Source organism: Enterobacter cloacae complex sp. 2021EL-01169, from assembly GCF_020733125.1.
GTDB lineage: Bacteria > Pseudomonadota > Gammaproteobacteria > Enterobacterales > Enterobacteriaceae > Enterobacter > Enterobacter roggenkampii.
This window is the reverse complement of record NZ_JAJFTC010000012.1, coordinates 79,033-104,385: the sequence shown is the minus strand read 5'-3', so window position 1 is coordinate 104,385 and position 25,353 is coordinate 79,033. Positions and strand designations below refer to the sequence as shown.

At 55.3% G+C, this 25,353-nt stretch carries 26 protein-coding genes; 16 read left to right on the top strand and 10 right to left on the bottom strand.

Annotated elements, in window-relative coordinates:
* Positions 1-77: 77 nt before the first annotated feature.
* The 5 genes from ftsN (at position 78) to rraA (ending at position 4,603) form a co-directional block, all read left to right on the top strand.
* The gene (gene ftsN / locus LLF79_RS21575) at positions 78-1,067 is read left to right on the top strand and encodes a cell division protein FtsN (protein ID WP_032622950.1); all 990 of its coding nucleotides are present in this window, start codon (positions 78-80) and stop codon (positions 1,065-1,067) included.
* Positions 1,068-1,161: 94 nt separating this feature from the next.
* Positions 1,162-1,692 carry an ATP-dependent protease subunit HslV gene (hslV, locus tag LLF79_RS21570; RefSeq protein ID WP_008501802.1) on the top strand — a complete coding sequence of 177 codons (531 nt, stop codon included), beginning with the start codon at positions 1,162-1,164 and terminating at the stop codon, positions 1,690-1,692.
* Positions 1,693-1,701: 9 nt separating this feature from the next.
* Entirely contained in the window at positions 1,702-3,036 is a 1,335-nt protein-coding gene (gene hslU, locus LLF79_RS21565; protein ID WP_008501803.1) for an HslU--HslV peptidase ATPase subunit, read from the top strand.
* A gap of 68 nt (positions 3,037-3,104) precedes the next feature.
* On the top strand, positions 3,105-4,025 hold the full coding sequence (gene menA, locus LLF79_RS21560; protein ID WP_008501804.1) for a 1,4-dihydroxy-2-naphthoate polyprenyltransferase: 921 nt from the start codon (positions 3,105-3,107) through the stop codon (positions 4,023-4,025).
* 92 nt (positions 4,026-4,117) lie between these two features.
* Entirely contained in the window at positions 4,118-4,603 is a 486-nt protein-coding gene (gene rraA, locus LLF79_RS21555) for a ribonuclease E activity regulator RraA (protein ID WP_008501805.1), read from the top strand.
* Between the two features lie 584 nt (positions 4,604-5,187).
* Here the strand turns inward: rraA and zapB are convergent.
* On the bottom strand, positions 5,188-5,427 hold the full coding sequence (gene zapB / locus LLF79_RS21550; protein WP_008501806.1) for a septal ring assembly protein ZapB: 240 nt from the start codon (positions 5,425-5,427) through the stop codon (positions 5,188-5,190).
* 410 nt (positions 5,428-5,837) lie between these two features.
* On the opposite strand from zapB, the gene LLF79_RS21545 reads away from it, so the two are divergent.
* From LLF79_RS21545 to fpr, 4 genes are all read left to right on the top strand, one after another.
* Positions 5,838-6,683 (top strand): MIP/aquaporin family protein, encoded by an 846-nt coding sequence (locus LLF79_RS21545; protein WP_227880404.1) that lies wholly within the window; start codon positions 5,838-5,840, stop codon positions 6,681-6,683.
* A 21-nt stretch (positions 6,684-6,704) separates the two neighbouring features.
* A complete protein-coding gene (gene glpK / locus LLF79_RS21540) occupies positions 6,705-8,213 on the top strand; it encodes a glycerol kinase GlpK (protein ID WP_008501808.1) in 1,509 nt (502 codons plus the stop codon).
* A 123-nt stretch (positions 8,214-8,336) separates the two neighbouring features.
* Positions 8,337-9,347, top strand: coding sequence for a class II fructose-bisphosphatase (glpX, locus tag LLF79_RS21535; protein WP_023293599.1), 1,011 nt, complete (start codon positions 8,337-8,339; stop codon positions 9,345-9,347).
* A 96-nt stretch (positions 9,348-9,443) separates the two neighbouring features.
* A complete protein-coding gene (fpr, locus tag LLF79_RS21530) occupies positions 9,444-10,190 on the top strand; it encodes a ferredoxin--NADP(+) reductase (RefSeq protein ID WP_087855234.1) in 747 nt (248 codons plus the stop codon).
* Here the strand turns inward: fpr and LLF79_RS21525 are convergent, their stop codons facing one another.
* Entirely contained in the window at positions 10,191-10,610 is a 420-nt protein-coding gene (locus LLF79_RS21525; protein WP_023293600.1) for a DUF805 domain-containing protein, read from the bottom strand.
* A gap of 112 nt (positions 10,611-10,722) precedes the next feature.
* On the opposite strand from LLF79_RS21525, the gene LLF79_RS21520 reads away from it, so the two are divergent.
* Positions 10,723-11,319 (top strand): DUF1454 family protein, encoded by a 597-nt coding sequence (locus LLF79_RS21520; RefSeq protein ID WP_227880402.1) that lies wholly within the window; start codon positions 10,723-10,725, stop codon positions 11,317-11,319.
* A gap of 111 nt (positions 11,320-11,430) precedes the next feature.
* Positions 11,431-12,198 (top strand): triose-phosphate isomerase, encoded by a 768-nt coding sequence (tpiA, locus tag LLF79_RS21515; protein ID WP_003862019.1) that lies wholly within the window; start codon positions 11,431-11,433, stop codon positions 12,196-12,198.
* Between the two features lie 81 nt (positions 12,199-12,279).
* Here tpiA and LLF79_RS21510 read toward each other — a convergent pair whose 3' ends face one another.
* The 8 genes from LLF79_RS21510 to LLF79_RS21475 all read right to left on the bottom strand — a co-directional run bounded on the left by LLF79_RS21510 (position 12,280) and on the right by LLF79_RS21475 (position 19,890).
* A complete protein-coding gene (locus LLF79_RS21510) occupies positions 12,280-13,584 on the bottom strand; it encodes an SLC13 family permease (protein WP_227880398.1) in 1,305 nt (434 codons plus the stop codon).
* Positions 13,585-13,657: 73 nt separating this feature from the next.
* Positions 13,658-14,401, bottom strand: coding sequence for a CDP-diacylglycerol diphosphatase (locus LLF79_RS21505; RefSeq protein WP_227880396.1), 744 nt, complete (start codon positions 14,399-14,401; stop codon positions 13,658-13,660).
* Positions 14,402-14,508: 107 nt separating this feature from the next.
* Positions 14,509-15,498, bottom strand: coding sequence for a sulfate ABC transporter substrate-binding protein (locus LLF79_RS21500; protein ID WP_196094682.1), 990 nt, complete (start codon positions 15,496-15,498; stop codon positions 14,509-14,511).
* Between the two features lie 218 nt (positions 15,499-15,716).
* On the bottom strand, positions 15,717-16,679 hold the full coding sequence (gene pfkA / locus LLF79_RS21495; protein WP_008501816.1) for a 6-phosphofructokinase: 963 nt from the start codon (positions 16,677-16,679) through the stop codon (positions 15,717-15,719).
* 174 nt (positions 16,680-16,853) lie between these two features.
* On the bottom strand, positions 16,854-17,747 hold the full coding sequence (gene fieF, locus LLF79_RS21490; RefSeq protein WP_227880394.1) for a CDF family cation-efflux transporter FieF: 894 nt from the start codon (positions 17,745-17,747) through the stop codon (positions 16,854-16,856).
* A 260-nt stretch (positions 17,748-18,007) separates the two neighbouring features.
* Positions 18,008-18,391, bottom strand: a complete 384-nt coding sequence (locus tag LLF79_RS21485; RefSeq protein WP_048275569.1) for a hypothetical protein — start codon at positions 18,389-18,391, stop codon at positions 18,008-18,010.
* An 89-nt stretch (positions 18,392-18,480) separates the two neighbouring features.
* Positions 18,481-18,717, bottom strand: coding sequence for an ogr/Delta-like zinc finger family protein (locus LLF79_RS21480; protein ID WP_223814694.1), 237 nt, complete (start codon positions 18,715-18,717; stop codon positions 18,481-18,483).
* Between the two features lie 54 nt (positions 18,718-18,771).
* Positions 18,772-19,890: a phage late control D family protein gene (locus LLF79_RS21475; protein WP_180556487.1), complete on the bottom strand. Its 1,119-nt coding sequence runs from the start codon at positions 19,888-19,890 to the stop codon at positions 18,772-18,774.
* 157 nt (positions 19,891-20,047) lie between these two features.
* Between LLF79_RS21475 and LLF79_RS21470 the strand changes: the two genes are divergently transcribed.
* The 5 genes from LLF79_RS21470 to LLF79_RS21450 are packed head-to-tail and all read left to right on the top strand — an operon-like array spanning position 20,048 to position 25,352.
* Entirely contained in the window at positions 20,048-21,241 is a 1,194-nt protein-coding gene (locus tag LLF79_RS21470; protein ID WP_181542034.1) for a phage tail sheath subtilisin-like domain-containing protein, read from the top strand.
* A 12-nt stretch (positions 21,242-21,253) separates the two neighbouring features.
* Complete coding sequence (locus LLF79_RS21465) at positions 21,254-21,769, top strand: phage major tail tube protein (protein ID WP_001207579.1); 516 nt, start codon at positions 21,254-21,256, stop codon at positions 21,767-21,769.
* 14 nt (positions 21,770-21,783) lie between these two features.
* A complete protein-coding gene (locus LLF79_RS21460) occupies positions 21,784-22,119 on the top strand; it encodes a hypothetical protein (protein WP_000047593.1) in 336 nt (111 codons plus the stop codon).
* Between the two features lie 8 nt (positions 22,120-22,127).
* Positions 22,128-22,244, top strand: coding sequence for a GpE family phage tail protein (locus LLF79_RS26985; protein WP_000763324.1), 117 nt, complete (start codon positions 22,128-22,130; stop codon positions 22,242-22,244).
* Positions 22,245-25,352: a phage tail tape measure protein gene (locus LLF79_RS21450; RefSeq protein WP_227880392.1), complete on the top strand. Its 3,108-nt coding sequence runs from the start codon at positions 22,245-22,247 to the stop codon at positions 25,350-25,352.
* Position 25,353: the final 1 nt, after the last annotated feature.

Here is a 25,353-nt window from a genome sequence, read left to right as displayed (position 1 = left end):
ATACCCTTATCTGGTCAAAGCCCCGCCGCTTAAGTAACATGGCGGACTGACGAACGAATAAATACAGCGAAACGATAGTGGCACAACGAGATTATGTACGTCGCGGCCAGCCGGCACCTTCGCGACGCAAAAAGAGTAGCTCAAGAAAAAAGCAACGTAACCTGCCTGCTGTCTCGCCAGCAATGGTCGCAATTGCTGCGGCTGTAGTCGTCGCCTTTATTGGTGGCCTGTACTTTATCACGCACCATAAAAAAGAAGAGTCTGAGGCGCTTCAGGCCAGTAAAGTCGCCGGAAATGGCCTCCCTCCGAAGCCTGAAGAGCGCTGGCGCTATATCAAAGAGCTGGAAAGCCGTCAGCCTGGGGTACGTGCGCCAACGGAACCTTCTGCGGGTGGTGAAGTACAGAATGCGAATCAGCTGACGGATGAACAGCGTCAGCTGCTGGCACAAATGCAGGCCGATATGCGCCAGCAGCCTACGCAGCTGAACGAAGTGCCGTGGAATGAGCAGACGCCGGAACAGCGTCAGCAAACGCTGCAGCGTCGCCAGGCACAACAGCAGATTCAGCAGCAACAGCAGTGGGCGCAAACCCAGCCGGTACAGCAGCCTAAGGCACAGCCGCGGGTAACGGAACAGCCGTATCAGCAGCCGACGCGTACGGTGCAGTCTCAGCCTGTCCAGCAGCAGCCTAAAGCGCAGCAGCAGAAGCAGGCGGCTCAGCCGTATCAGGATCTGCTCCAGACGCCAGCGCATACCACTGCGCAGCAGCCGAAAACGCAGCAGGCCGCGCCGGTCACGAAAGAGACTGAAGCGCCGAAGCAGACGGCTGAGAAAAAAGACGAACGTCGCTGGATGGTACAGTGCGGTTCGTTCAAAGGTGCGGAGCAGGCGGAAACGGTGCGCGCGCAGCTGGCCTTTGAAGGGTTTGATTCGCGTATTACCACCAATAACGGCTGGAATCGCGTGGTGATTGGTCCGGTCAAAGGCAAAGAAAATGCCGATGGCACCCTTTCTCGTTTGAAAATCGCCGGTCACACAAACTGCATTCGACTCGCCTCCGGGGGTTGAAACCCCCAAAATCCCCCCCATCTATCATTTAATTCAGCCCTGGGCACAGGCTCAGGGCTTCTGTTTCCCGATTCTGTAACCAGGGGGTCTGCTCGTGACAACAATAGTAAGTGTACGCCGTAACGGCCATGTGGTAATCGCCGGTGATGGCCAGGCCACGCTGGGTAATACCGTCATGAAAGGCAACGTGAAGAAAGTGCGTCGTCTCTACAACGACAAAGTGATCGCCGGCTTTGCAGGCGGCACGGCAGATGCCTTCACGCTGTTTGAACTGTTTGAACGTAAACTGGAAATGCACCAGGGTCATCTGGTGAAAGCCGCCGTTGAGCTGGCGAAAGACTGGCGTACCGACCGCATGCTGCGCAAGCTCGAAGCGCTGCTGGCGGTCGCCGATGAAACCGCTTCGCTGATCATCACCGGTAACGGTGACGTGATTCAGCCGGAAAATGACCTGATTGCTATCGGCTCTGGCGGCCCTTATGCCCAGGCTGCTGCCCGCGCACTGTTGGAAAATACCGACATGAACGCGCGTGATATCGCGGTGAAGGCGTTGGATATTGCAGGTGATATCTGCATCTATACCAACCACAACCACACCATCGAAGAATTGACCTCCAAAGCGTAAGGATCTCCCATGTCTGAAATGACCCCACGCGAAATTGTCAGCGAACTGAACAAACACATTATCGGCCAGGATAACGCCAAACGTTCCGTGGCTATCGCCCTGCGTAACCGCTGGCGTCGTATGCAGCTTGACGAAGAGCTGCGCCACGAAGTGACGCCGAAAAACATTCTGATGATCGGCCCGACCGGCGTCGGTAAAACCGAAATCGCCCGTCGTCTTGCAAAGCTGGCTAACGCGCCGTTCATCAAAGTTGAAGCCACCAAGTTCACCGAAGTGGGCTATGTGGGTAAAGAAGTGGACTCCATCATCCGCGATCTGACCGACTCGGCGATCAAAATGGTGCGCGTCCAGGCCATTGAGAAAAACCGCTATCGCGCGGAAGAGATGGCCGAAGAGCGCATTCTCGACGTGCTGATCCCACCGGCAAAAAACAACTGGGGTCAGGCTGAACAGCAGGCGGAACCGTCCGCTGCGCGTCAGGCGTTCCGCAAAAAACTGCGTGAAGGCCAGCTGGATGATAAAGAGATTGAGATCGATCTCGCTGCCGCGCCAATGGGTGTGGAAATCATGGCACCTCCGGGCATGGAAGAGATGACCAGTCAGCTGCAGTCCATGTTCCAGAACCTGGGCGGTCAGAAGCAAAAAACACGTAAGCTGAAAATCAAAGACGCGATGAAGCTGCTGATTGAAGAAGAAGCGGCGAAGCTGGTCAATCCGGAAGAGCTGAAGCAGGACGCTATCGACGCGGTTGAGCAGCACGGTATCGTGTTTATCGACGAAATCGACAAAATTTGTAAGCGCGGCGGCAACAGCTCCGGCCCGGACGTGTCCCGCGAAGGCGTTCAGCGCGACCTGCTGCCGCTGGTAGAAGGCTGCACCGTCTCAACCAAGCACGGCATGGTGAAAACGGACCACATCCTGTTTATCGCATCAGGTGCCTTCCAGGTTGCCAGCCCGTCGGATCTGATCCCGGAACTGCAGGGCCGTCTGCCTATCCGCGTTGAGCTGCAGGCGCTGACGACCGAAGACTTCGAACGTATCCTGACCGAGCCAAACGCCTCTGCAACCGTTCAGTACAAAGCGCTGATGGCAACCGAAGGCGTGAACCTCGAGTTCACCGAAGACGGTATCAAACGTATTGCCCAGGCTGCATGGCAGGTGAACGAAACCACCGAAAACATCGGTGCGCGTCGTCTGCATACCGTGCTGGAACGCCTGGTGGAAGATATCTCTTACGACGCGAGCGATCTGAACGGTCAAACCGTTACCATTGACGCAGAATATGTGAGTAAACATCTGGATGCGTTAGTGGCAGATGAAGATCTGAGCCGTTTTATCCTATAATCGCGGTTACTGGATTCTCATCACGTTTAATGGGGGCTAATGCCCCCATTTTTATTGGCTAAATACTTATGACTGACATCAGCCGTACTCAGGCGTGGCTCGAAAGTCTGCGCCCTAAAACACTCCCTCTGGCCTTTGCCGCGATTATCGTCGGTACGGCGCTTGCCTGGTGGCAGGGTTATTTCGATCCGCTGGTTGCCGCGCTGGCATTGATTACCGCCGGCCTGCTGCAAATTCTCTCCAACCTCGCCAACGACTATGGCGACGCGGTGAAAGGCAGCGACAAACCTGACCGTATCGGGCCGCTGCGTGGGATGCAAAAAGGGGTGATTACCCAGGCGCAGATGAAGCGCGCGCTGATTATCACCGTGGTGCTGATCTGTTTATCGGGTCTGGCGCTGGTGACAGTGGCGTCTAAGACCCCCAGCGATTTTATTGGCTTCCTGGTGCTGGGTTTATTGGCCATTATCGCAGCCATCACCTACACCGTCGGCACGCGTCCTTACGGCTACATTGGGCTCGGGGATATCTCCGTACTGGTGTTCTTCGGCTGGCTGAGCGTGATGGGAAGCTGGTACTTACAGGCGCATACGGTGATCCCTGCGCTGTTCCTGCCTGCGACCGCCTGCGGTCTGCTGGCGACCGCGGTGCTCAACATCAACAACCTGCGCGACATCGACAGCGACCGGGAGAACGGCAAAAACACCCTGGCGGTCCGTCTGGGGCCGGTGAATGCGCGTCGCTACCATGCCTGCCTGCTGATGGGTGCCCTGGTCTGCCTGGCGCTGTTTAACCTGATTTCCCTGCACAGTCTGTGGGGCTGGCTGTTTGTACTTGCCGCGCCGCTGCTGATTAAGCAGGCCCGTTTTGTGATGCGTGAACGCAGCCCTGCCGCCATGCCGCCAATGCTGGAACGCACGGTAAAAGGCGCGCTGCTGACTAACCTGTTGTTCGTCATCGGGATTGTCTTAAGCCAGACGCTCAGTTAGCTGACAAATATCAATTAACAATTGATGATTTTGCCAACAACGCATTTCGCACGATATACTGAACACATTCGCAGCAACTGAGCGTTAAACCTATGAAATACGATACCTCCGAGCTTTGTGACATCTACCAGGAAGATGTCAACGTCGTTGAACCGCTGTTCTCCAACTTTGGTGGGCGGTCGTCGTTTGGCGGACAGATCGTCACGGTGAAATGTTTCGAGGATAACGGGTTGTTGTACGATCTGCTCGAACAGAACGGCCGTGGCCGCGTACTGGTGGTCGATGGCGGTGGTTCCGTACGCCGCGCATTGATTGATGCTGAACTGGCCGGTATTGCCGCACAAAACGAGTGGGAAGGCATAGTGGTGTACGGTTCCGTGCGCCAGGTGGACGATCTGGAAGACCTGGATATCGGGATTCAGGCCATCGCGGCCATACCGGTAGGGGCGGCAGGTGACGGCATCGGCGAAAGCGACGTACGCGTTAACTTCGGCGGCGTGACCTTCTTCTCCGGCGACCATCTCTACGCCGATAATACCGGCATTATCCTTTCCGAAGATCCCCTGGATATCGAGTAATAAAACCGTAAGCGTGGACCATAAAAAAACCGCCAACAGCAATGTGGCGGTTTTTTTGTCCCTCGGGATTCGCGGTCCGTTGGGAAGGCTTGCAACCTTTGACCAGGGTTTTTATCTTACCCTGATTCAAATCTCAGGTAATCCCCTCGACCCTTTATAAATTCCTAATTATCTATACAGACCTTAACTACGCTACTGTTGCTGACTATGATGCTGCGTCCCTTTCCGCCATCTCGCACATGGGCATCGGTCCAGGGAAAGGTGTCTTCACAACCGTAAAGCAACCCTTGATCAGGCTTGTGTCCACCGACTTATCACCGGTGGTGAACGGTGGAGCGGTTAGCTGCAGGGACCGCATAATGAAACGCTATTTATGTATCGCGTTCATTGTCGCCAGCGTACTCGTTGTAAAGAGTGATGAACCGAATGTGTTCGTTGCTTTTACTATGATAGCGCAGGACAAGTAGCGTTAAGGCCGCCTCTGGCGGCCTTTTTTATGGTGATCGCCGACTGACATCAAACCATAAAAAAAGCCGGGTGGCGGCTTCGCCTTACCCGGCCTACTCATTAATCCCAATGGGGAATTAAACCTCTTCCATACGTCCCAGCAGCGCCTGCAGGCGATCCTGCCAGCCGTTCTGCTGTTCGCGCAGTTGGTTGTTTTCGCGCTCCAGTTCTTCGCGGCTGTGCTGCGCGTTCTGTACTTCCTGCGCCAGGCTGTTGTTCTTCTCTTTCAGCTCTTCAATTTCCATCTGCAGCAGGGTGATGGTGTCAATCGCCTGCTGTACTTTCGATTCCAGTTTCTCAAACACTTCTAAAGACATGATGCTACCTCTCCTGAATTGCAAGGCGACGCTTTAACATAAACGCGCACGACATATACCGTCGATTGTATGGAGCGCGGCGCTCTGTGTCCAGCGACACACCGCGCAGATCGCGGTTTGCAACACTTTTAGGTCTGGTCCTGGTGCGTTCGCGTCATATACCCCTAAATTGTTAACTGATTCGTTAATGAAATGATTCAGCTCACATTCCTGTACTGATCCTGTACTGCTGCAAAAATGTGCTTTATGGCGCGAAAACGCTCATTTTATTGACGCAGACCACACATTTCGATTTCGATATTTCTCGTTTTTGCTCGTTAACGATAAATTAACACTATGTCTACAGGGCATCGTGGCTGTCACGGGCGGCCATGCTAACAATAAACATCAATTTCTTCAGGATTCCGATTATGAGTCAGACATCAACCTTAAAAGGCCAGTGCATTGCCGAGTTCCTTGGTACCGGGTTGTTGATATTCTTCGGAGTGGGCTGTGTCGCTGCACTGAAAGTGGCGGGTGCCAGTTTTGGTCAGTGGGAAATCAGTATCATCTGGGGTCTGGGCGTGGCGATGGCCATCTACCTGACTGCAGGGGTGTCTGGTGCACATCTTAACCCGGCGGTGACTATCGCACTGTGGCTGTTCGCGTGCTTCGACGGACGCAAAGTAGTTCCTTTCATTGTTTCTCAGTTTGCCGGCGCGTTTTGCGCAGCGGCGTTAGTTTACGGGCTTTATTACAATCTTTTCATCGACTTCGAACAGACGCATCATATGGTGCGCGGCAGCGTCGAAAGTCTGGATCTGGCAGGCATCTTCTCAACCTATCCAAACCCGCATATCAATTTTGTGCAGGCGTTCGCAGTTGAAATGGTGATTACCGCTATTCTGATGGGCGTTATCCTGGCGCTGACCGACGACGGAAACGGCATTCCGCGCGGCCCGCTGGCCCCACTGCTGATTGGCCTGCTGATTGCGGTGATTGGTGCCTCCATGGGCCCGCTGACCGGCTTCGCGATGAACCCGGCGCGTGATATCGGACCTAAAGCGTTCGCCTTTATCGCAGGCTGGGGCGACGTCGCCTTCACCGGTGGCAGAGACATTCCTTACTTCCTGGTACCGCTGTTTGCGCCAGTTGTCGGGGCTGCGCTGGGTGCGTTCAGCTACCGCAAATTAATTGGTCGCCATTTACCGTGCGATACCTGTGTGGAAGAGGAGAAGGAAACGACTTCTACCGCACAACAAAAAGCTTCGCTGTAATCTGACTACGGGACACATACCATGACCGAAAAAAAATATATCGTTGCGCTCGACCAGGGCACTACCAGCTCCCGCGCTGTCGTAATGGATCATGACGCGAACATCGTCAGCGTGTCACAGCGCGAATTTGAGCAAATTTATCCTCGTCCAGGCTGGGTCGAACACGACCCAATGGAGATCTGGGCGTCACAAAGCTCCACGCTGGTCGAAGTGCTGGCAAAAGCCGATATCAGTTCCGACGAGATTGCCGCGATTGGTATCACTAACCAGCGTGAAACGACGATTGTCTGGGAACGTGAAACCGGTAAGCCTATTTACAACGCCATCGTCTGGCAGTGCCGCCGTACCTCTGAGATCTGCGAGCAGCTGAAGCGCGACGGCATGGAAGAGTACGTGCGCAGCGCCACCGGTCTGGTGGTTGACCCGTATTTCTCCGGCACAAAAGTGAAGTGGATCCTCGACCACGTGGAAGGTTCACGCGAGCGTGCAAAACGCGGCGAGCTGCTGTTCGGCACCGTCGACACCTGGCTTATCTGGAAGATGACCCAGGGACGCGTCCACGTCACCGACTACACCAACGCCTCGCGTACCATGCTGTTCAACATCAACACCCTGGAGTGGGATGACAAGATGCTGGACGCGCTGGATATCCCACGCGCGATGCTGCCTGACGTGCGCAAGTCTTCTGAGGTTTACGGCCAGACCAACATCGGCGGTAAAGGCGGCACCCGTATTCCTATCGCCGGTATTGCCGGTGACCAGCAGGCGGCGCTGTTCGGCCAGCTGTGCGTCAAAGAAGGGATGGCGAAGAACACCTACGGCACCGGCTGCTTTATGCTGATGAACACCGGCGAGAAAGCGGTGAAATCAGAAAACGGCCTGCTGACCACCATCGCCTGTGGACCACGCGGCGAAGTGAACTATGCCCTGGAAGGTGCGGTGTTCATGGCCGGTGCGTCTATCCAGTGGCTGCGCGACGAGATGAAGCTGATCAGCGATGCGTTCGACTCCGAGTACTTCGCGACCAAAGTGAAAGACACCAACGGCGTGTACGTGGTGCCTGCATTCACCGGTCTGGGCGCGCCGTACTGGGATCCGTATGCACGCGGCGCAATTTTTGGCCTGACGCGTGGCGTTAACTCTAACCACATTATTCGCGCCACCCTGGAATCCATCGCCTACCAGACGCGCGACGTGCTGGAAGCGATGCAGGCGGACTCCGGCATTCGTCTGCACGCCCTGCGCGTGGACGGCGGTGCGGTAGCGAATAACTTCCTGATGCAGTTCCAGTCCGACATTCTGGGCACCCGCGTTGAGCGTCCTGAAGTGCGTGAAGTCACGGCGCTGGGCGCGGCGTACCTTGCCGGTCTGGCGGTAGGCTTCTGGCAGAACCTGGACGAGCTGCAGGAAAAAGCGGTGATCGAACGCGAATTCCGCCCTGGCATCGAAACCACCGAGCGTAACTTCCGCTACAGCGGCTGGAAGAAAGCGGTGAAACGCGCCCTGGCGTGGGAAGAGCACGAAGAGTAATCATATATTCCCTCTCCCCTGGGGAGAGGGTCAGGGTGAGGGGCCCGGACCGCACCGGTCCCCTCGCCCCTCCCCACTCTGTGATAAACTTCGTGCAATTCCTTTCGATTGTACGAGTACCTCATGAAACGTGAACTTGCTATCGAGTTTTCCCGCGTCACCGAAGCGGCTGCCCTTGCAGGCTATAAGTGGCTGGGTCGTGGTGACAAAAATACCGCCGACGGCGCAGCCGTCCATGCCATGCGCATTGTGCTTAACCAGGTCAACATCGACGGCACCATCGTGATCGGCGAAGGTGAGATCGACGAAGCGCCAATGCTCTACATCGGTGAAAAAGTCGGTACCGGCAAAGGCGATGCCGTGGATATCGCCGTCGACCCGATCGAAGGCACGCGCATGACCGCAATGGGTCAGGCCAACGCCCTGGCGGTGCTGGCCGTAGGCGATAAAGGCTGCTTCCTCAACGCGCCGGATATGTACATGGAAAAGCTAATTGTCGGTCCTGGCGCAAAAGGCGCAATCGACCTTAGCCTGCCGCTGGAAGAGAACCTGCGTAACGTCGCCAGCGCGCTGAACAAACCGCTGAGCGAACTCACCGTCACTATTCTGGCCAAACCGCGCCACGACGCCACCATCGCGCAGATGCAAAAGCTCGGCGTGCGCGTGTTTGCCATTCCGGATGGTGACGTTGCCGCCTCGATCCTGACCTGCATGCCGGACAGCGAAGTAGACGTGCTGTACGGCATCGGCGGCGCGCCGGAAGGCGTAGTCTCTGCGGCAGTGATCCGCGCGCTGGACGGCGATATGCAGGCTCGTCTGCTGCCCCGCCACGAGGTGAAAGGCGACAGCGAAGAGAACCGCCGTATCGGAGAAAACGAGCTGGCACGCTGCGAAGCGATGGGCATCGAGGCCAACAAAGTGCTGGCGCTGCATGATATGGCCCGTAGCGATAACGTGGTCTTCTCGGCGACAGGTATCACCAAAGGCGATCTGCTGGACGGCATCAGCCGCAAGGGCAATATGGCCACCACTGAAACGCTGCTGATCCGCGGAAAATCACGCACCATTCGCCGCATCCAGTCTATCCACTATCTCGACCGCAAAGACCCGGACGTACAGACGCACATTCTGTAAAACCGTTTGATCGATAGAGCTTTCCGGCCCAAATGGGCTGGAAATCTCCCCGTTAAGTACGGAAGATAGAACAGAGAAACAGCACAGGAGAAGATCATGGCGGACTGGGTAACAGGTAAAGTCACAAAGATACAGTTCTGGACCGATGCGCTATTTAGTCTCACCCTGCATGCTCCCGTCCACCCGTTTAAAGCCGGGCAATTTGCGAAGCTGGGGCTGGATGTCGACGGCGAGCGCGTGCAGCGCGCCTACTCTTACGTTAACGCGCCTGATAACCCGGATCTCGAGTTCTATCTGGTCACCGTACCTGACGGTAAACTCAGCCCGCGCCTTGCCGCCCTCAAGCCCGGCGACGAGGTGCAAATCGTGAGTGAAGCAGCAGGCTTCTTTGTGCTCGAAGAGATCCCGGATTGTGACACGCTCTGGATGCTGGCAACCGGTACGGCCATCGGCCCTTATCTCTCTATTTTGCAGTACGGCAAAGACCTGGAGCGTTTTAAAAACATCGTGCTGGTTCACGCTGCGCGCTACGCCGCAGACCTGAGCTACCTGCCGCAGATGCAGACGCTGGAACAGCAGTACGGCGGAAAGTTAAAGATTCAGACGGTGGTCAGCCGCGAAACCGTAGCAGGAACGCTGACCGGTCGCGTGCCGGCGTTAATTGAGAATGGTGCCCTGGAAGAGGCGGTGGGTTTACCGATGACGGCTGAAACCAGCCACGTCATGCTGTGTGGCAACCCGCAGATGGTACGCGACACGCAGCAGCTTCTGAAGGATACCCGGCAGATGACGAAACATCTTCGCCGCCGACCGGGCCATATGACCGCCGAACACTACTGGTGATCAGCGGTATTTCACCTCAACGGTGTCTTTACCGTATTTGTTTTCGCTCTGGGTGCCAATAAACGCGCCCAGATCGACAATCATCATCACGAAGATGACCGACGGCAGCAGCCTGCCCACCACCCACGGCAGGATGGACGGAAGCATCGCCCAGTTTCCCGCCACCAACATCCACGCCAGAATAATCAGAAATGCCCACGCGCCGGAACGACCGCGATCGTGCAGGCGTTTCACCACGACAGCCGCCGTTGGCCAGAGCAGGCAGACCAGCGCGAAGGCCGCCGTTTGCGTGCTCAGCCATGCGTTATAGGCAACGAAAAACAGAAGCAGCATGGCGACAACCCACGTCACCATCCAGATCCAGAAATCACGGCGTCCAATACGCCCTTTGAATGAAAACAGCCACTGCTGTATGGTCATGTAAGGTTCCTTATTATCGTTTAGCCCGCATTTTACCCTGGAGTTGTGACCTTTTGACAAGCCGACCAGATATCGTTTTAATCATGAGCACTTACGGCCAGGGGCAATGTTGATGAAAAGTTCGGCACATTCTCTTTTCCTGTGTTTAGCGCTGCTCAGCGCGGGTTTTACCCTGCACGCCTCCGAAACCACAGCCCCGACCACAGCACCGTACCTGCTGGCGGGCGCACCGTCGTTCGATCAGTCCATCAGCCAGTTTCGTGAAGCCTTCAATCAGGCCAATCCCACGCTGCAACTGGATGAGTTTCGTGCCATTGATGGCCCCCGCGACACGCCTACCCTGACCCGTGCAGCAAGCAAGATTAACGAGAATTTGTATGCCTCCACGGCGCTGGAGCGCGGGACGTTAAAAATCAAAAGCATGCAAATCACCTGGCTGCCGATACAAGGGCCAGAGCAGAAAGCCGCGAAGGCGAAAGCGCTGGAGTACATGAGCGCGGTCCTGCAGGCGTTTACCCCTGCGCTGACGAAAAAGCAAAGCCAGCAAAAGCTGCAAAAACTCCTCACCGCCGGTAAAAACAAGCGTTACTACGCCGATACTGAAGGCGCGATCCGCTATGTGGTGGCGGACAACGGCGAAAAAGGACTGACCTTCGCTGTTGAACCGATTAAGCTGGCACTATCTGACACCCTCGGCGGGGCGAATTAATGACAAAAAGCAAAGCCTTTCGAGGGAAAATCTCTATACTGATTCACAGACCATGCTGCCCGACAGGGTGGCCATATTCCTTAATTCGCTTATTGAGCGTGGAGAATTGAAATGCGACATCCTTTAGTGATGGGTAACTGGAAACTGAACGGCAGCCGCCACATGGTAAACGAACTGGTTGCGAACCTGCGTAAAGAGCTGGCTGGCGTGACCGGCTGCGCGGTTGCTATCGCTCCGCCGGATATGTACCTGGATCTGGCTAAACGTGCCGCTGACGGCAGCCACATCATTCTGGGCGCGCAGAACGTTGACGTTAACCTGTCTGGCGCGTTCACCGGTGAAACGTCCGCTGAAATGCTGAAAGATATCGGCGCGAAATACATCATCATCGGCCACTCCGAGCGTCGCACCTATCACAAAGAATCCGACGAGTTCATCGCGAAGAAATTCGCCGTGCTGAAAGAGCAGGGTCTGATCCCGGTTCTGTGCATCGGTGAAACCGAAGCAGAAAACGAAGCGGGCAAAACTGAAGAAGTGTGCGCACGTCAGATCGACGCAGTGCTGAAAACGCAGGGCGCAGCAGCGTTCGAAGGCGCGGTTATCGCTTACGAGCCAGTCTGGGCGATCGGTACCGGCAAATCAGCCACCCCTGCGCAGGCTCAGGCGGTGCACAAATTCATCCGTGACCACATTGCGAAAGCTGACGCCAAAGTGGCTGAGCAAGTGATTATCCAGTACGGCGGTTCCGTTAACGCGTCTAACGCTGCTGAGCTGTTCACCCAGCCAGACATCGACGGCGCGCTGGTTGGCGGTGCATCCCTGAAAGCGGACGCTTTCGCGGTGATCGTTAAAGCGGCAGAAGCGGCTAAACAGGCGTAATTGCCTTTGTGGCGGGTGGCGCTTTGCTAACCCGCCCTACGGTTCTGTAGGCCCGGTAAGCGTCAGCCCCACCGGGCTTTTTTACAGCCGTCCCAGCAGGCTAAACCACAGATAATCCAGCGGCAGCAGCACCAGATACGTTGCCACCGCCAGCGCCAGACAGAGCACCATCCCCGCCCTGGCTGGCACTTTTCCTAACCCCATCGCGACCACGATCGGCGACGCCTGATACGGCAGCAGCGGCGTAGAATAGCCCAGCACCTGAATCATGATCACCGACAGCAGCGGGAAGCCGGTCGCATCCGAGAAGCTCTGCGCCAGGGTGGTATACAGCGCCGGAACGCCGTTGGCGGTCATGATGAAGTTGAGTGCGGTGGTAATACCGGTCAGCGCAAGGAAGCTGGTGAACGGTCGGTCTGCATCGAGCGGCATAATACGGAGCAACGCCTCGCCCACCGCCGTGCCGATACCGGTTTGCGTCACGACGATCGCCAGCCCCAGAATACCGGCAACGTAGATACAGGTGCGCATATTCACACCGGCAGAAAACTCCTCCCCGGTGATAAAACCGATGCGCGGCAGCATAACGATGACCGACGCCGCCAGCCCGGTCCAGGCGGGCCCCACGCCGTGCCAGCTCTCCGTCACCCACATCCCCAGCACTATCGCCAGCAGCCAGGCAAGACGCTTTTCATCCCGGCCCATGGGTTCAGACGGCACCTGTTTCTGAGGGGGTTTGGGATGACCCGGAAAAAGCCAGCAGATCAGGCCAATCAGGATCAGGCCTTTGAGAATGCCCAGCACCGGCGTGTGCAGCAGCAGATACGGGACATAGTTCAGATGGATGCCGTACGAGCCTTCCGCCGCACCGCTCATCACCAGGTTAGGCACGTTAGCGGGCAGAATCGTCGCCGAAAGCTGGAACGTCCCGAACCCTACCGCCAGCGCCAGACCAAACCAGGCGCGGGAGCCGTCAGCGATACCGGCGCGTTTCGCCATTGCGGCGACAATCGGCATCAGCAGCGCAATACGTCCCATATTCGATGGCATCACAAACGCCAGCGCATAGCTCATCAGCACCACGCTAGCAACCATTAATACCCAGGAGTCGGTGAGCTTTGCCGACAGCGCCCGGGCGGCCCGGTCCGCCAGCCCGGTTTTACGTATCGCTACGCCGAGCACGAATCCGCTGAAGACCAGCCAGAAAGCCGACGAGACAAAACCGCCGAAAATCGCCTCCGGCGGGGCGATCTTCGCAGTCATTGCCGCCGTGAAGAACAGCAGCGCGGTAATGAACTCCGGCAATAGCGACGTCGCCCATAGTACGATGGTGACGCCCACAATCAGTGAAGGCAGCAACAGAGGATACGTTGACCAGAGCGACATACCTGTCTCCTGTAGAATTTTTCAGCAAGTCTACGGCGACAGGCAGGGCGAGTAAACGCTATTTATGGTGGGGTCAATTAAGGATAGCGCATTGATGATCCTGCAGTTCCTCAGCCGACGCGCGGTTAAGCATCAGCAGGTTGCGCTCGGTGGCCAGCAACACAAACGAACCATCTGACTGCTGCGCCATTGCCAGCGCGAAGCGCCCCATATGGTCGCGCGCTTCCGGCAGCTCTTCAGCCAGCATCATGAACGGGCTGCGCTGCACCAGTTCATTCTCCGTCACCCGACGAGCAAGATACTCATGCCCTTCCAGGCCGCCAGGAAGGGGCAGCCACTGGGTGCTGATGTCTCCCTGTGCCGCGTTCAGCTTCTCGCGCACGTCCGGGCGCAGGCAGGAGATATGAATGTGAAAATGGTTCTGCGTGCGCCCTGTCGGCGAGTTAATCGTCAGTGAAATGGCGCTGTCGGGCACCTCGCTTCCACGCTTCAGGGTCATAAAGCTACGCGACTGCCAGGCCAGCCAGAAAAAGTTCGGCGTATGCGCTTCGGTCAACAGCGGGCTTTCGGTGCCGTTGATGCGATATGTCGGCATCAGCAGGTATTGCAGCGGCCCGTTGCGGTCTTTAAAGACTACATAGCCTGCGTCAGGCTTCACCTGCGCACACGGTGCCGGGTTACGTTGTTGCAGTTGATTCGGCAGGCATTGGTCGAGAACGATATGTCGCAACGCATTCGGATTACCCGCTTTCATCCAGTACCAGCCGCCAGCGGCAAGGGCGATGACAATGAGGATCAATAAGATAATTTTTTTCACAACGCGTTCCCTGTTTTCAATAGAGGCAAAAGAGTAACGCAAAATGATGACCAAATAAAAAACCCGGCGGATTTCTCACGCCGGGTCACCGTGTCGTTTATTTATGTTCAGCGCTGGCTGATCTGGTCAAAGGTGCCGCCGTTAGAGAAGTGCTCTTTCTGCGCTTTCGTCCAGCCACCGAAAACATCATCAATGGTGAAGAGCTTCAGTTTCGGAAATTCGCTGTCGTATTTCTTCGCGACAGCCGCATCGCGTGGACGATAGAAGTTCTTCGCTGCAATCTCCTGACCTTCCGGCGAGTAGAGGTACTTCAGGTAGGCTTCCGCCACCGCTTTGGTGTCTTTCTTCTCAACCACTTTATCGACAACAGAGACGGTCGGCTCAGCCAGAATAGATTCGCTTGGGGTCACGATCTCAAACTTATCTTTACCCAGTTCGTTGGTCGCCAGCAGGGCTTCGTTTTCCCATGCGATCAGCACGTCGCCAATCCCGCGCTCGACGAAGGTGTTGGTTGCACCGCGCGCGCCGGAGTCCAGCACTTCGACGTTTTTGTACAGCGCTTTCACGAATTCCTGGGCTTTAGCCTGGTCACCGTTGTTGTGGTGCAGTGCATAGCCCCAGGCGGCCAGATAGTTCCAGCGTGCGCCGCCGGAGCTTTTCGGGTTAGGGGTAATAACTGACACGCCCGGCTTAATCAGGTCATTCCAGTCATGGATCTGTTTCGGGTTGCCTTTACGTACCAGGAAAACGATGGTCGAGGTGTAGGGCGCGGAGTTATCCGGCAGGCGTTTGATCCAGTTTTTGTCGATACGGCCACGCTCGGCGATCGCGTCAACATCGTAGGCCAGCGCCAGGGTCACCACGTCGGCTTCAATACCGTTGATGACGGAGGTCGCCTGCTTGCCAGAACCACCGTGAGACTGGCGAACCACGACATTGTCGCCGGTTTCCTGCTTCCAGTGTGCCGCAAACGCTTTGTTGTATTGTTCATACAGTTCACGCGTCGGGTCGTATGACACGTTCAGTAACTGGATATCCTTAGCCAGAACGCTGGTCGATGCCAGCAATAATGTTAAACCCACGCCCCATTTATTCATCGCCCAGCTCTCTTGTGTAGTGTTTTGATGAATGCAGCGTGCCAGAAAGCGAATCGAGGATTAAAGAATAAAAAAAGATTGGCTATAACGTAGTGGAATAAAAAGGCAAATGGTGCGGACAAAAAAAGCCCGGTGGCGCTTCGCTTACCGGGCCTACGAACCGTGCTTTTGTAGGCCGGGTAAGGCGAAGCCGACACCTGGCACAAACCAAACGCCGATCAGTACAGTTTTTTCGCGCAGTCCAGCCAGTCACCTTTGAACGGACGCTTCATGTTTTCAATCGCGTCGATGATGTCATGGTGAACCAGTTTCTCGTTCTGAATACCGACGCAGCGGCCGCCGTGGCCCTGCAGCAGCAGTTCGATTGCGTACGCGCCCATACGGGACGCCAGAATACGGTCGTACGGGCCAGGGGAACCGCCACGCTGGATGTGCCCCAGTACGGTTGCACGGGTTTCACGCTTGGTTTCGGTTTCGATGTACTTCGCCAGCTCGTCTACGTCACAGATGTGCTCGGTGATAGCCACGATCGCATGTTTTTTGCCTTTCGCGATGCCGGCTTTGATTTCAGCTACCAGATCTTCACGGCTGAACTCCACTTCCGGAACCACGACAAACTCACAGCCCCCCGCAATTGCCGCAGCCAGGGTCAGGTCACCGCAGTAACGCCCCATCACTTCAACGATAGAGATACGCTGGTGGGAAGAAGAGGTGTCACGCAGGCGGTCAATCGCTTCCACAACGGTGCCCAGCGCGGTGAAGTAACCGATGGTGTAGTCGGTGCCTTTGATGTCGTTGTCGATAGTGCCCGGCAGGCCGATGCACGGGAAGCCCATTTCAGTCAGACGTTTTGCACCCATGTACGAGCCGTCACCGCCGATAACCACCAGGGCGTCCAGTCCACGTTTTTTCATGTTCTCGATAGCCACTTCACGAACGTGTTCATCACGGAATTCCGGGAAGCGCGCAGACCCAAGGAAGGTACCGCCACGGTTGATCATGTCAGACACGCTGTAACGGTCGAGCTGAACCATACGGTCTTCATACAGACCCAGGTAACCATCATAGATACCAAAAACTTCCAGACCTTCCGTCAGCGCCGCGCGGACAACCCCACGAATTGCCGCGTTCATGCCCGGCGCATCACCGCCGCTTGTCAACACACCGATTTTCTTAATCATGACTACCTCTGAACTTAGGAATGCAAAATTGAAATCTGTTGCCGGAAGAAACTTATCGACCAACGAATACTGCAAATAGTATATCAATCCCTTCCAGCTGAATTGATTCAGGTCAGACCAAATGGCGGTAATTTATACACAAAATGCTGGCCTGGCTCACTTTTTTACAACGAATTACGAAAGCCCAACATGTCCGGGTACAACCGAGCAGGGATCCTGGTGAATGATGACGTCTGAACCAGGAAAACGCTGCAAAATCGCCTGCTCGACCTGCTCAGCAATCACGTGAGCCTGAACCAGTGGCAGGTTGTCTTCCATTTCAATATGAATCTGAATAAAGCGGGTCGGCCCTGACTGCCGCGTTCGAAGATCGTGTGCACCGCTGACGCCGGGCCAGGCGGTCACGATAGAAAAAATTTCATTACGTTCTGAGTCCGGGAGGGCGCGGTCAAGCAGCGATTGCACTGCTTCATACCCCATCCGCAGGGCGCTATATAAAATATAGATACCAATCCCTAACGCAAACAACGCATCGGCCCGATGCCAGCCATACCAGGCCAGACCGAGCGCAATAAGAATAGCCCCATTCATCATAACATCAGATTGATAATGAAGCATATCCGCCCGTACGGCCTGACTTTGCGTTTTGCATACCACCCAGCGCTGGAACGTTACCAGAACAAGTGTGCAAATAAGTGCAACGACCGTCACAACGACGCCGACGCCGGGATCGTTCATCGGCGTCGGCGAGACGAGATGCTGAATGCCGGTGAGAAACAGGAACAGCGCAGAACCGGATATGAACATGCTTTGCGCCAGCGCGGCCAGCGACTCCGCTTTACCGTGCCCAAAGGTGTGCTCTTCATCCGCTGGCTGCAGCGAGTAACGCACGACCAGCAGGTTGGTCAATGAGGCGGCAATGTCCATCAGCGAATCCACCAGCGCCGCCAGAATACTGACCGAGCCGGTATACCACCAGGCAAAGATTTTAATCAGTAACAGGCTGGATGCCATGACGGTCGCCGCGATGGCGGCCCGGCTGACCAGTCTTCCATAGGATTGATTCATAAACGCTCCTGTCATGTCATGCCGGTAGTATAACGGAAGCATGTGGAGTCGAAGGATGAATAAACGGTTAACAAACAGAATGTGGGGCAAAAAAAACCCCCACATCATGTGGGGGAAGACAGGGATGGTGAAGAAATCCCGCCAGTAACACAATGGAATAAAAGGATTTATTCTAATCTTCGTCTACATTTTGACTACACTTCGACATAAAAAAGCCGGGCTTCTGCCCGGCCTCTTCAAACACTTGTCTAAATCGTAACCTATTGATCAGGGCCGCACTTCTTCGCATATTCGGCCATGTTTACCTGTCCCGGTTCTGAATACAGTTGCTTGTTAAATACAGAGTAAGTTACTCCTTTTGAGAAGAAGCCCTTCGATTTCATCGACACTTCCATTTCAAAAGGTGCAAAACCGGCATACGCACCAAACGCATTTTTGGCATTGACCTGCCCACAGACATAACCGACAACAGCACCATCGGCAGCTTCATCTTTCTGAACGAAACGCACATACCTGAATTTCGCACTATCAGGATCGCGCATACTTGAAGCAACTTCCTTCTGCCCCAGCTCAACAGCTTTATCAGCACCGGGCTTACATCCAACAAGGCTAAATAGCGCAAGTACCATGATTAACTTTTTCATATCCCTACCTTTTAAGCACCATCGTGAAAACTGAAAAAATAATATCAGGGGCAGCAGACATAAGAAACCCGCCACGAAGGCGGGTTATTTTACAGTGCCAGCGATAACTGATCTTCGCCGTGGTGACTTCGTGGAAAAGCTTCTTGTGGCACCATCGCGCCTGGCGCTGGCTGGGTCTGATTTAGTGAACCGTCTATTTCCGTCATGCTGGTGAAACAGTACCCGCACAACATATTTTGACACTGGTGATAGCTGCGCCGTACAAGCAAACTCAGCTCAACGCTGGTTCTGGTTTTTGCTATTGCACGGCAGCGAGGACAGCGCATTGCCATACGCGGGCCTCCTTTCAGGACTGGTTAATATCAACGCAAGTATAACGCTTAAGACGTTGAATCGTCACTCTCCGCTGTCCAGTCGTCGATTTTTACTTCCAGTTCCAGCGACGTGGTAAACCCTCCCCCGCCAATATCGTGAACGCACCGCGTTATCGTCCAGTTCCCACTGTCGATCGTGGACTTAAAACCGTAGACGCTGGCAGGCTGTTCCGGGTACAAATCCGCGCGGCCACGCGCCAGGGTGATGCTGAACGTCGCCGCCCCGCGTTGTAACTCCCGCCACTTAGCCGCAGCGGCACGCTTTGCCGCCTTTTCCGTCTTGAAGGTTTTACGGATAACAAAAACGTTACCTTCGGCCCCGGCCAGATAATCACCCTCTTTTTTGCTGGATGCAGGCTCTTTCTTTTTGGCCTGGCTGGTTCGTCGCCTGCGGGTTGTTTTCTTCACGGTAGTGGATGGTTTTTTACCAAAGTTGAGATCAAGCCAGTATGCAGTTACGCCCGTGTACGCGTCGCGGTCAGCTACGTTAAAGCGATGTTTATCACCGCTTGACCGGACTATCTCGATCACCGGCAGCGGCTTGCCGCTCTGCGTCACTCCCTTACCTGGCGTGATAAACAGAAGCATACCGTTTTTAATGGTTGCCACCGCGCCCAGCATTTCGGCCATGCGCGTTAAGAAACTGATATCTGATTCACTCGTCTGATCGGCGTGGTCTATCTCAATCTTCGCCAGTTCTTCGCTGACGCCCGCACGCAGATCGTAGCGGCTGGCAATGCTGGCGACCACATCCCCCACGGTAATATCGTGCCAGCTATATTCCCTCTTCACGTTGAAGGTATCGCGGAAATCTGCGCTTCTGGCACTGATCGTTAGCTGGTCAGGCGGGCCAGCGTGTCCAATCTCGTCAACCGTATAGACGCCCTTAAAAACCAATGGATCATTATCCCAGCCCAGCGCCACCGATATCTTTGCGCCGCGTGGTGGTAATGCTACCTGCCCGTCTGCATCATCCAGAGTCAGATCCAGCGTGTCCGCTTCAAAGCCCCGGTTATCTGTCAGGGAAAGAGAGATCAGCCGGTTATCCAGCGCCGTAAGCTGATTACCTTCAATTTCAATACTGAACGCCGGGCGCGGCGAATATCGGTTTTCTGTCGTGTCCATATCAACCCCTTCATCATGATGGGGTACATCGTCGCCACGCGCGCGCGCATGAACAACGCCCCGTCATTGTTGCAGGTTGCTGACAACCCTTATTCATCGCATCGGCCTGCCATTGCCGCAATGATATTCGCAGTCATTAAACTGGCGAGGCAAATACATGGCCACTAACTACCATCGCGGTGTAACCGTCACGGAAACCACCGACCTTAGCACGATGATCACCGACATTGATTCGGCGGTGATCGGCGTTGTCTGCACCGCTGATGATGCGGACGAAACAGCGTTCCCGCTGGATACCCCTGTACTGATCACCCGCGTGGCTAACATGCTGGGCAAGGCAGGTAAAACCGGCACCCTGTTTACCACCCTGAAAGCGATTTCAGACCAGACCAGCCCGCAAACTATTGTGATCCGCGTTGCTGATGCTGCAAATATCGAACCGCCAGAAGGCGGAACCGCACAGACACAGGATCAACTGGTTATTGGCGGCACGGATGCAAACGGACGCTTTACCGGCATGTATGCGCTGCTGTCTGCCGAAATGCGCGTAGGCGTGCGCCCGCGTGTGCTGGCTGTTCCCGGTCTTGATACGGAAGCGGTGGCCGCACAACTCGGCGTCATTGCCGAAAAGCTGCGCGCGTTTGCTTACGTGGCAGCGAACGGCTGCAACACCATCGCCGAAGTGAAGGAATACCGCGAACAGTTCTCCCAGCGTGAAATGATGGTTATCTGGCCTAATTTCATCTGCTACGACACCAACGCCGGGGCGAATGCTACCGTGCCCGTGGGTGCCCATGCTGTTGGGATGCGCGCCAAAATCGACGCAACGCAGGGCTGGCATAAAACCATTTCCAACGTGCCCGTTAATAACGTGCTGGGGATGGATCGGGATATCTATTTCACGTTGCAGGGCACCGATACCGACGCCGACGAACTGAACGCAGCAGGCGTTACCACGCTGATCAAGCAGGACGGCTACCGCATCTGGGGATCGCGCACCTGCGACGCGGAAACGTATATCTTCGAAAGCTATACCCGAACCGCGCAGATCGTTGCGGATACCGTCGCCGAAGCCCATTTCGCCTATGTTGATAAACCGCTTACCCCGTCGCTGGTAAAGGACATTGTGGACGGCATCAATAAGAAGCTGACCTCATACGTGACGGCTGGCAAGCTGCTGGGCGCCCGCTGCTGGTATGACCCGGAACCGAATACCTCGGAAACCCTGCGCAATGGTCAACTGACCATTAAGTACAACTACACTCCTGTTCCACCGCTGGAAAATCTCAGCCTGGTACAGGAGTTCACCGACGAATATTTCGCTACGTTTTCCAGCGCAGTGAATAACTAACCGGGGGCGCTTATGGCACTGCCTAAGAAACTCAAATATTTCAATATGTTCTTTGACGGGGATAACTACTTCGGCATGGTGCCGGAAATCACCCCCGCCAAACTCACCAAAAAAACCGAAGACTACCAGGCGGGCGGTATGCCGGGTTCGGTTGCGGTGGATCTGGGCTTCGACGCTGGCGCCCTGGATATGGATATTACGCTGGGCGGCATGGATGCTGGGCTAATGAAAAAATGGGGCGTTACCACTGCGGACGGAATGCAGGTGCGCTTTGCTGGCTCTTACCAGGACGATGCGACCGGCGACGCCGTACCGTGCGAAATCCAGACGCGTGGCCGCTTCACTGAACTGGATCCCGGTTCGGCAAAGGTAGGGGATGATACTTCGCATAAGTACACCCTGAAAAACACCTATTACAAGCTGACCATCAATAGCGAAGAAATTATCGAAATTGATGTGCTCAACATGATCTACAAAGTTGCCGGTGTGGATGTGCTGGAAAAACACCGCGCTAACATCGGCTTATAAGGAAACCCGGCACCATGAGCAAGACCAAAGAAAACACCGTTATTCTTACCGCCCCTATTACGCGCGGTAAGACCAAAATCACCGAAGTGGCGATCACTTCCGTGCTTAAACAGGCTGGATCACTGCGCGGCTTAAAAGCCTATGACGTGCTGACGTCCAACTATGACGCGCTGGTTATTCTGCTGCCCCGCGTTACCGCTCCGGCACTAACCGCCGATGAGATTGCCCGTATGGATACCTGGGATTTTTGCCAGCTAGCCAACGCGGTGGTTGATTTTTTGCAACCCTCTTCGGATCTGACCGCGACGGATACGGGCAACGAATCATCCGATGCCCCTGCGAACGCATAGAAGACCTGATGGCAGATATCGCCGTCATATTCCACTGGCGGCCGGTAGAGATGGACGCCATGACGGTACAGGAAATACTGTTATGGCGTGATCAGGCGGCTGCGCGCAGTGGTGGAGATCACTAAATGGCAGACCGCAATTTAAATATCAGGGTGGCATTCAGCGCCCTGAATAATATGTCCCGCCCTGTCAACGCGGCGCGCCAGAGTGCCGCCGCGTTGGCGTCTCAAATCAACCAGACCAAAACCAGCATTAAAGGGCTTGAGCGTCAGGCAACCAGCTTTGACCGCCTCACCGCAGCCAATAAAAAAACCACCGAACAACTGGCCCAGGCGAAAGAACAGGCCCGGCAAATGGCGGCGGCTTATGGCCCGTTACGCCAGCGCAGCGCCGAACAGGTTGCCGCCCTCAATCAGCAACGTGCAGCCATTCGCCAGTTAACCCAGCAGCAGAAAGGCGAGCAGACGCAGCTTAACCAGTTGCGCGCCAGCTTCTACAGCGAAGGCATTGCGATCAGCAGCGCCAGCCGGGCGACGGAACAGATCAACCAGCGCACCGCGCAATACAACCGCCAGCTTGCCGAACAGCAGCGACGGCTTGACGCTGTTAACCAGGCGCAGGCCCGTTACAGCCGTGCCAAAGAAACCGGCGAAAAGATGATGAGCGGGGGGATGAAAACCGCCGCCGTGGGTGCGGCAACCCTCGCACCTGTCGCCGCTGCGGTGAAATCCTACAGCAGTCTTGAAGACGCGATGAAGGGCGTAGCCAAACAGGTAAACGGCTTGCGTGACGACAGCGGCAACCGCACCCCGCAATATGAAGAAATGCAGCGGGCGATCATGGATGCCAGCGAAAAGCTGCCAATGGCTAACGGTGCTGTTGACTATGCCGCCCTGGTCGAAGGCGGCGCGCGTATGGGCGTCGCAAACAGCGATGATCCGTGGCAAAAGCAAAAAGCCGATCTACTGGCTTTTGCCAGCATGGCGGCAAAGGCGTCGGTAGCCTTTGAACTGCCCGCCGATCAGCTTTCTGAAAGCCTGGGTAAAATTGCCGGGCTGTATAAAATCCCTACCCAAAATATTGAACAGTTGGGCGACGCCATAAACTACCTGGACGATAACGCGAAGTCGAAAGGCTCCGATATTATCGACGTGCTCCAGCGCGTTGGCGGGCTTGCCAGCCAACTGGATTACAAGCAAGCCGCCGCGCTGGGTTCCACCTTTCTGACGCTCGGCACCCCTGCGGAAGTTGCCGCCAGCGCCACCAATGCAATGGTGCGCGAACTTTCAATCGCTACGGTTCAGGGCAAAAACTTTATGCAGGGTCTGGACGCCCTCGGCCTCAGCGCCGAAAAAGTCCAGAAGAGCATGTCAGTGGACGCGATGGGCACAATCATTTCAGTGCTGGAAGCCTCCCAAAAGCTGGGCGATAACCAAGTCGCCACTCTTACCCAAATCTTCGGCAAAGAGTTCGGAGATGATGCGCGGAAACTTGCCAATAACCTGCCCGAACTGCGCCGCCAGATAGAGCTAACACAGGGTGCTGCCGCTAAAGGTTCCATGCAGCGGGAATCGGACATAAATCTGAACTCAATTTCTGCGCGTTGGGCGATGGCAAAAACCAGCGCAATAAATACGCTGGCAACACTAGGGGAATCCTTACGTGAGCCACTTATTCCACTTCTGGAAGGCGTTACAAAAGTAATGCAGAGTATTCGCATCTGGATAAAAGAAAACCCCCAATTAACCGCAACGATAATGAAAGTTGTTGCCGCAGTAGGGGCAGCGCTGACCGTTATCGGGCCATTAATGATGGCTGTCGGCGCCATTCTTGGGCCAATAGCATTATTGCGCCTACAGTTCAAACTGTTTAAAAACGAGACAGAAGAAGATCCAGAATCTGATGCATTAGGCGGGCTGCTGGGGAAAATACCCGTTGTAGGGGGCGCACTGAAATGGCTGGTTGATTCACCACTTAAGGAGCTATTGGGAGAGGATGGGCTAAGCGGCCTGCTGGAAAAAATACCCGGCGTAGGTTCAGCAATGCAGTGGTTAGTAAATTCGCCACTCGGATCCCTGTTAGGCGAAGATGGTATTGCCGGACTGGCGGCAAAACTACCTATGTTGGGTGGGTTGCTCACCTGGCTTTCTACCGCATTCACTACCTGCTTTGGTCCGATAGCCGGAATTATTGGCGGAATATCCCTGCCAATCATTGGGCTGGTAGCCCTGATCGCTGGCGCAGCGATAGCTATCATAAAATTCTGGGAACCGATACAGGCATTTTTCAGCGGGTTCTTTACCGGCCTGATGGCTGGACTTCAACCAATCACGCAGGCATTTAACGCCGTATTTGCACCGCTGGCCCCGATTTTTGACAGTATCGGCAACGCGATTAGTCGCGTCTGGGAATGGTTTACCAAACTGCTGGAACCGATCCAGTTTTCCAGCGAAGCGCTGGCATCCTGCACCAGCGCGGGGGAAACATTCGGCAAGGTGGTAGGGGCTGCAATCAGCGCACTGACGCTCCCCATTCAGGGCGTAGCCAAAGGGCTGGGCTGGATTCTGGAAAAGCTGGGTGCCATTCCCGACGCAGCGAAAGCAGCGCAGCAGGTTGCGCAGCAAATGACGCCGGAAGCGGTCAACAATCTGGCAGACCGATTCACTACCTTTGCTGGTGACGTGCAGGCAATAACTAAGGAAAGTAAAAAAGCCGAAGAGAAAAAGAAAACCGACGAGCAGAAGAAACAGGACAACCTGATTAACTCGCTCAAAGGCCCGGCCAATATCGTGCCGAAGATGAGCAACAGCCTGGACAAGATCGCCACCAATACCACGGAGAAGAAAGACGGGCCCGGCGAAATCGTATTCAAGAATAAGCAGCCCTATATCCCGATCCGGGGCGGATATTCGGAACCGCTTAAGCAGGCGCAGCGCCAGCTACCATCCCTTACCGATTGGGTGACGCAGCAGGCCGGATCGCTGATCGCCTCCGTTACGCCGTGGCAGGTTGAGAAGCCCGCCGCACGGGTGCCCGTTTCGGCGTCGCCGTCTGCGGCTTCCGTAGCTGCGCTCATGCCTGCGCCTGGCGGCGATGTATATAACCTTAACTTCGACTTTAGCGGCCAGAAACTGGATGAAGAAACCATTATCAGGCGCGTGCGCGAAGAACTTGCGTTAGCGAAGCAGCAAGCCGACCGGCGCAAGCGTTCCCAACTGACTGATCACGTCTAAG

What these genes read in the sequence shown, in the direction of transcription:
- fieF (WP_227880394.1), bottom strand. Translation starts at nt 17,747, where the DNA reads ATGAATCAATCCTATGGAAGACTGGTCAGCCGGGCCGCCATCGCGGCG.
- glpK (WP_008501808.1), top strand. Translation starts at nt 6,705, where the DNA reads ATGACCGAAAAAAAATATATCGTTGCGCTCGACCAGGGCACTACCAGC.
- LLF79_RS21485 (WP_048275569.1), bottom strand. Translation starts at nt 18,391, where the DNA reads ATGAAAAAGTTAATCATGGTACTTGCGCTATTTAGCCTTGTTGGATGT.
- hslU (WP_008501803.1), top strand. Translation starts at nt 1,702, where the DNA reads ATGTCTGAAATGACCCCACGCGAAATTGTCAGCGAACTGAACAAACAC.
- tpiA (WP_003862019.1), top strand. Translation starts at nt 11,431, where the DNA reads ATGCGACATCCTTTAGTGATGGGTAACTGGAAACTGAACGGCAGCCGC.
- fpr (WP_087855234.1), top strand. Translation starts at nt 9,444, where the DNA reads ATGGCGGACTGGGTAACAGGTAAAGTCACAAAGATACAGTTCTGGACC.
- LLF79_RS21545 (WP_227880404.1), top strand. Translation starts at nt 5,838, where the DNA reads ATGAGTCAGACATCAACCTTAAAAGGCCAGTGCATTGCCGAGTTCCTT.
- LLF79_RS21475 (WP_180556487.1), bottom strand. Translation starts at nt 19,890, where the DNA reads ATGGACACGACAGAAAACCGATATTCGCCGCGCCCGGCGTTCAGTATT.
- LLF79_RS21480 (WP_223814694.1), bottom strand. Translation starts at nt 18,717, where the DNA reads ATGCGCTGTCCTCGCTGCCGTGCAATAGCAAAAACCAGAACCAGCGTT.
- LLF79_RS21500 (WP_196094682.1), bottom strand. Translation starts at nt 15,498, where the DNA reads ATGAATAAATGGGGCGTGGGTTTAACATTATTGCTGGCATCGACCAGC.
- pfkA (WP_008501816.1), bottom strand. Translation starts at nt 16,679, where the DNA reads ATGATTAAGAAAATCGGTGTGTTGACAAGCGGCGGTGATGCGCCGGGC.
- rraA (WP_008501805.1), top strand. Translation starts at nt 4,118, where the DNA reads ATGAAATACGATACCTCCGAGCTTTGTGACATCTACCAGGAAGATGTC.
- zapB (WP_008501806.1), bottom strand. Translation starts at nt 5,427, where the DNA reads ATGTCTTTAGAAGTGTTTGAGAAACTGGAATCGAAAGTACAGCAGGCG.
- LLF79_RS21525 (WP_023293600.1), bottom strand. Translation starts at nt 10,610, where the DNA reads ATGACCATACAGCAGTGGCTGTTTTCATTCAAAGGGCGTATTGGACGC.
- LLF79_RS21460 (WP_000047593.1), top strand. Translation starts at nt 21,784, where the DNA reads ATGAGCAAGACCAAAGAAAACACCGTTATTCTTACCGCCCCTATTACG.
- LLF79_RS21470 (WP_181542034.1), top strand. Translation starts at nt 20,048, where the DNA reads ATGGCCACTAACTACCATCGCGGTGTAACCGTCACGGAAACCACCGAC.
- LLF79_RS26985 (WP_000763324.1), top strand. Translation starts at nt 22,128, where the DNA reads ATGGCAGATATCGCCGTCATATTCCACTGGCGGCCGGTAGAGATGGAC.
- LLF79_RS21465 (WP_001207579.1), top strand. Translation starts at nt 21,254, where the DNA reads ATGGCACTGCCTAAGAAACTCAAATATTTCAATATGTTCTTTGACGGG.
- glpX (WP_023293599.1), top strand. Translation starts at nt 8,337, where the DNA reads ATGAAACGTGAACTTGCTATCGAGTTTTCCCGCGTCACCGAAGCGGCT.
- menA (WP_008501804.1), top strand. Translation starts at nt 3,105, where the DNA reads ATGACTGACATCAGCCGTACTCAGGCGTGGCTCGAAAGTCTGCGCCCT.
- LLF79_RS21450 (WP_227880392.1), top strand. Translation starts at nt 22,245, where the DNA reads ATGGCAGACCGCAATTTAAATATCAGGGTGGCATTCAGCGCCCTGAAT.
- LLF79_RS21520 (WP_227880402.1), top strand. Translation starts at nt 10,723, where the DNA reads ATGAAAAGTTCGGCACATTCTCTTTTCCTGTGTTTAGCGCTGCTCAGC.
- LLF79_RS21510 (WP_227880398.1), bottom strand. Translation starts at nt 13,584, where the DNA reads ATGTCGCTCTGGTCAACGTATCCTCTGTTGCTGCCTTCACTGATTGTG.